Origin of the sequence: Candidatus Symbiopectobacterium sp., assembly GCF_020054415.1 — a bacterium.
Taxonomy (GTDB): domain Bacteria; phylum Pseudomonadota; class Gammaproteobacteria; order Enterobacterales; family Enterobacteriaceae; genus Symbiopectobacterium.
Window position 1 is genome coordinate 1 of the sequence record NZ_JAHWCO010000370.1, and the last position, 4,533, is coordinate 4,533.

3 protein-coding genes and 1 pseudogene are annotated in these 4,533 nt (G+C 50.3%); 3 read left to right on the plus strand and 1 reads right to left on the minus strand.

Features of this window, described 5'->3' with window-relative positions:
* Window positions 1–256, plus strand: a 256-nt coding sequence (locus tag QZ506_RS10885; RefSeq protein ID WP_291971042.1) for an integrase core domain-containing protein, incomplete at its 5' end; no start/stop codon positions are given.
* A 182-nt stretch (window positions 257–438) separates the two neighbouring features.
* Here QZ506_RS10885 and adhE read toward each other — a convergent pair.
* Window positions 439–3,105, minus strand: coding sequence for a bifunctional acetaldehyde-CoA/alcohol dehydrogenase (gene adhE / locus QZ506_RS10890; protein WP_291971044.1), 2,667 nt, complete (start codon window positions 3,103–3,105; stop codon window positions 439–441).
* 668 nt (window positions 3,106–3,773) lie between these two features.
* Here adhE and QZ506_RS10895 point away from each other — a divergent pair.
* Together QZ506_RS10895 and QZ506_RS10900 are read left to right on the plus strand one after the other, a co-directional pair.
* Window positions 3,774–4,298 (plus strand): annotated as a pseudogene (locus QZ506_RS10895) (ABC transporter substrate-binding protein); the annotation flags it as partial.
* A 96-nt stretch (window positions 4,299–4,394) separates the two neighbouring features.
* Window positions 4,395–4,533, plus strand: a 139-nt coding sequence (locus QZ506_RS10900) for an IS1 family transposase (protein WP_367273006.1), incomplete at its 3' end; no start/stop codon positions are given.

The following is a 4,533-nucleotide window of genomic DNA, read 5'->3' on the forward strand; positions in this document are numbered from 1 at the left end:
GAAGGCGATGTCTCCGCAGACGAACGGCATCTGCGAGCGCTTCCATAAAACCATTTTTCAGGATTTTTATCAGGTTACATTCCGCAAGAAGTTATATGGAGACCTGGAAAGCCTGCAGGTAGATCTGGACAACTGGTTGTGGCATTACAATAATGAGCGAACTCATCAGGGAAAAACGTGCTGCGGGCCTACGCCGATGGCCACTTTACTCGATGGAAAACGGATCTGGGCAGAAAAGAATCTGAACCAGATGTAATCTGACAGACACCTGTATAAATAATCGGTAACTGTCAGATCAGGTCTGAGCTAGTACAGATTAGCCCACGCGTCAGTATCGGCAGATAGAAAATAGGCGAATAAAAAACCCCCAACGAAGCGGTGCGTCGCTGGGGGAAGGAAGAAACACCTACCTTAACGGCAAGGGTGTGTTATCGCTTCTTAGTTATCCTTTTTACCTTTTTTCTCGGTTTTGGCCGGTGCTTTCTCTTCTTCAACACCTTCCGTATACGGACGACCATAGTAAGTGTCCAGCATGATCTGTTTCAGCTCAGCGATCAGCGGATAGCGCGGGTTAGCACCGGTACACTGATCGTCAAAGGCATCTTCAGACAGCTTGTCCACTTTCGCCAGAAAATCAGCTTCCTGCACGCCCGCTTCGCGAATCGAGGTCGGGATACCCAGTTCAGTTTTGATTTTATCTAACCAGGTCAACAGCTTCTCAATCTTCGCCGCGGTGCGATCGCCGGGTGCACTCAGCCCCAAGTGATCGGTAACTTCAGCATAACGACGACGCGCTTGTGGGCGATCGTATTGACTGAATGCGGTTTGCTTGGTCGGGTTGTCGTTCGCGTTATAACGAATGACGTTAGCGATCAACAGGGCATTGGCCAAACCGTGCGGGATATGGAACTCAGAACCCAGCTTGTGCGCCATGGAGTGGCAGACCCCAAGGAAGGCGTTGGCAAAGGCAATACCGGCGATGGTGGCGGCGTTGTGAACGCGTTCACGCGCGACCGGATTTTTCGCACCGTCACGGTAGCTGGCTGGCAGGTTCTCTTTGAGCAGCTTCAATGCCTGTAGCGCTTGCCCGTCGGAATATTCGTTGGCAAGCACCGATACGTAGGCTTCCAGTGAGTGGGTAACCGCATCTAGGCCGCCAAAGGCGCACAGGGATTTTGGCATGTTCATCACCAGATTTGCATCCACGATCGCCATGTCAGGCGTGAGCGCATAGTCAGCCAGCGGGTATTTTTGCCCTGTGGCGTCATCCGTTACTACGGCGAACGGCGTTACTTCAGAACCGGTGCCGGAGGTGGTGGTAACGGCAATCATCTTCGCCTTTACACCCATTTTCGGGAATTTGTAGATACGTTTACGGATATCCATAAAACGCAGAGCCAACTCTTCGAAATGGGTATCAGGGTGCTCGTACATGACCCACATGATTTTGGCCGCGTCCATTGGCGAGCCGCCACCGAGTGCGATGATCACGTCAGGTTTGAACGCTTGCATCTGTTCCGCACCTTTGCGCACGATGCTCAGCGTCGGATCGGCTTCTACTTCAAAGAAAACATCAGTTTCCATTCCGTGCTGTTTCAGTACCGAGGAGATTTGATCCACATAGCCGTTATTAAACAAGAAACGGTCAGTCACGATAAAGGCGCGTTTGTGGCCATCCTCTGCCACTTCTTCCAGTGCGATGGGCAAGGAGCCACGACGGAAATAGATGGATTTCGGAAGTTTGTGCCACAACATATTTTCAGCTCGCTTTGCTACCGTTTTCTTGTTAATCAAGTGTTTGGGTCCGACGTTTTCTGAAATTGAGTTACCGCCCCAAGAACCACAGCCCAAGGTCAGCGACGGTGCCAGCTTAAAGTTGTACAGATCGCCGATACCGCCCTGAGAGGCTGGCGTATTGATTAAAATACGCGCGGTTTTCATCATCGCCCCGAAGTGATTGACGCGTGCTAACTGGTTATCCTGATCGGTATACAGGCACGAGGTATGACCGATACCGCCCATGGTCACCAATTTTTCGGCTTTGACGACGGCGTCGTCAAAATCTTTGGCGCGGTACATGGCAAGCGTTGGCGACAGTTTCTCGTGGGCAAAGGGCTCTGACTCATCCACGTTAACAACTTCACCAATAAGGACTTTAGTACCTGCGGGCACGGTAAAACCGGCCATTTCAGCGATTTTTGGCGCGGCCTGACCTACAATCGCAGCGTTGAGCGAGCCATTTTTCAAAATAATCGATTGGATAGCTTCGAGCTCTTTACCTTGCAGCAGATAGCCGCCATGGGTCGAAAAACGTTCCCGCACCGCGTCGTAAACGCTGTCTACCACAATCACCGACTGTTCAGATGCGCAGATAACACCGTTATCGAAGGTTTTCGACATCAGAATCGAGGCAACAGCGCGTTTGATATCCGCCGTTTCATCGATCACTACCGGTGTATTGCCAGCGCCCACCCCGATGGCCGGTTTGCCGGAACTGTAGGCGGCTTTTACCATGCCGGGACCGCCAGTGGCGAGGATCATATTGATGTCAGGATGGTGCATTAGCTGGTTGGACAATTCTACGGAAGGCTCATCAATCCAGCCAATAATGTCTTTCGGCGCGCCAGCAGCGATGGCGGCCTGAAGCACGATGTCTGCGGCTTTATTGGTGGCATTCTTGGCGCGCGGGTGCGGCGAGAAGATGATGCCATTACGGGTTTTCAAGCTGATAAGTGCTTTGAAAATGGCGGTAGAGGTCGGGTTTGTGGTTGGGACAATACCGCACAGTAATCCGATCGGTTCAGCGATGGTGATGGTGCCGAAGGTGTCGTCCTCTGACAAAATGCCACAGGTTTTGTCATCCTTATAAGCGTTGTAGATATATTCAGAAGCGAAGTGGTTTTTAATCACTTTGTCTTCCACTATACCCATACCAGATTCGGCTACTGCCATTTTGGCCAGCGGAATGCGGGCGTCAGCGGCGGCGAGGGCGGCGGCACGAAAGATTTGATCGACTTGCTCTTGAGTAAAATTGGCGAAGACCTGCTGTGCCTTCTTGACGCGTTCAACCAATGCGTTAAGTTCAGCAACGTTTATTACGGCCATAATGCTCTCCTGATAATGTTAAACTCTTTCAGGCAATGATTTGACAAACCATTTGTAGCCAAATCATTATTGCAAAGCACTAAGTATAGATAACGGCATCGCATTCGTGGCTGAACGCATGGTTAACCTACTCATTGCCTGAAAGGGCTGTGGCCAGCGGTGGCGTAATCTCCTTTCTTCTCCGTGGGTGATGGTGGTTCATTCCACATCGTCTGTTTAACACTGTGAAGGCAGCATACCCATTCGTGGGTGTCTTTTGTGTGATCTTCCTCCCAATTCAAAATGCTGATTCCATTCAGCAAGCATAATCGTTAATTTTAGTGGTTATTTGTAGCGTAATTGTTTTGTTTGTTGGTATTTATAACCTGCCATATGTGGGAAAATCTTTGGATTATTCTCTGACTATTTGATTACCATAAAATTATTCACCTGTTATATGCGTGAGGATAACCCGTCGTTTATCAGCGTCATCTCAGAACGGGTAGCCGTCGACCAGAATAACGTTTGTAGCGCTTCCAGGATACTTCTTGCATTTTCCTCGTGGCCATTAGCTTTGAAGTAACCCATGTGATATCAATGTGATTACATAGAGAGGACCGGATATATGGACAACGGATTATCAGGTTACGCTGTTTCACAAATAGGAGATTCTAGGAGATTCGGCGCAAATACGACGTCAATGGCATACGGGGACAGCACGGCTTGCCGCAACAGTGGCATTGTTGCTTAGCTGTTGGGGTAGCGGTGCGCTTGTCGCGTATGTGGCAACGCCGCCCGACACTCCGTTAGCCAAAGAGCAGGTGCTGGTGCGAAACAACGGTGCGGAAGTGGCCTCCCTCGATCCGCATAAAATAGAAGGTGTGCCAGAGTCCAACGTCTCACGCGATCTGCTGGAAGGGCTGGTGATTACCGATCCGAATGGAAAAATGTTGCCCGGCGTGGCGGAGCGTTGGGAAAATAAAGATTTCCGCGTTTGGACGTTTCATTTGCGCAAAGACGCACGCTGGTCGAATGGCGATCCCCTTATCGCGCAGGATTTTGTTTACAGTTGGCAGCGACTAGCCGGTCCGGCAACGGCATCGCCTTACGCCAGTTACCTGCAATACGGGCATATCGTTAACATTGATGACATTATTGCTGGCAAGAAAACGCCGGACACGCTGGGCGTCAAAGCCGTGGATGACCATACGCTGTAGGTGACGCTGAGTGAAGCGGTGCCTTATTTTGATGGTCGTGTATTCAATATGTTGATTGCAGCGTGAAATGTCCGGTTTTGGATGTGGAATCCAGTGGCTAAAGTTGATGTAAGATGCCCGTTTTGTGAACAGACATCTCCTGTGAAAAAACACGGTTATGGCAAAAGTGGCCATCAGCGTTACCGTCGTCAGTCATGCAAACACGGATGGCTACAGGGCTTACAACGACGAA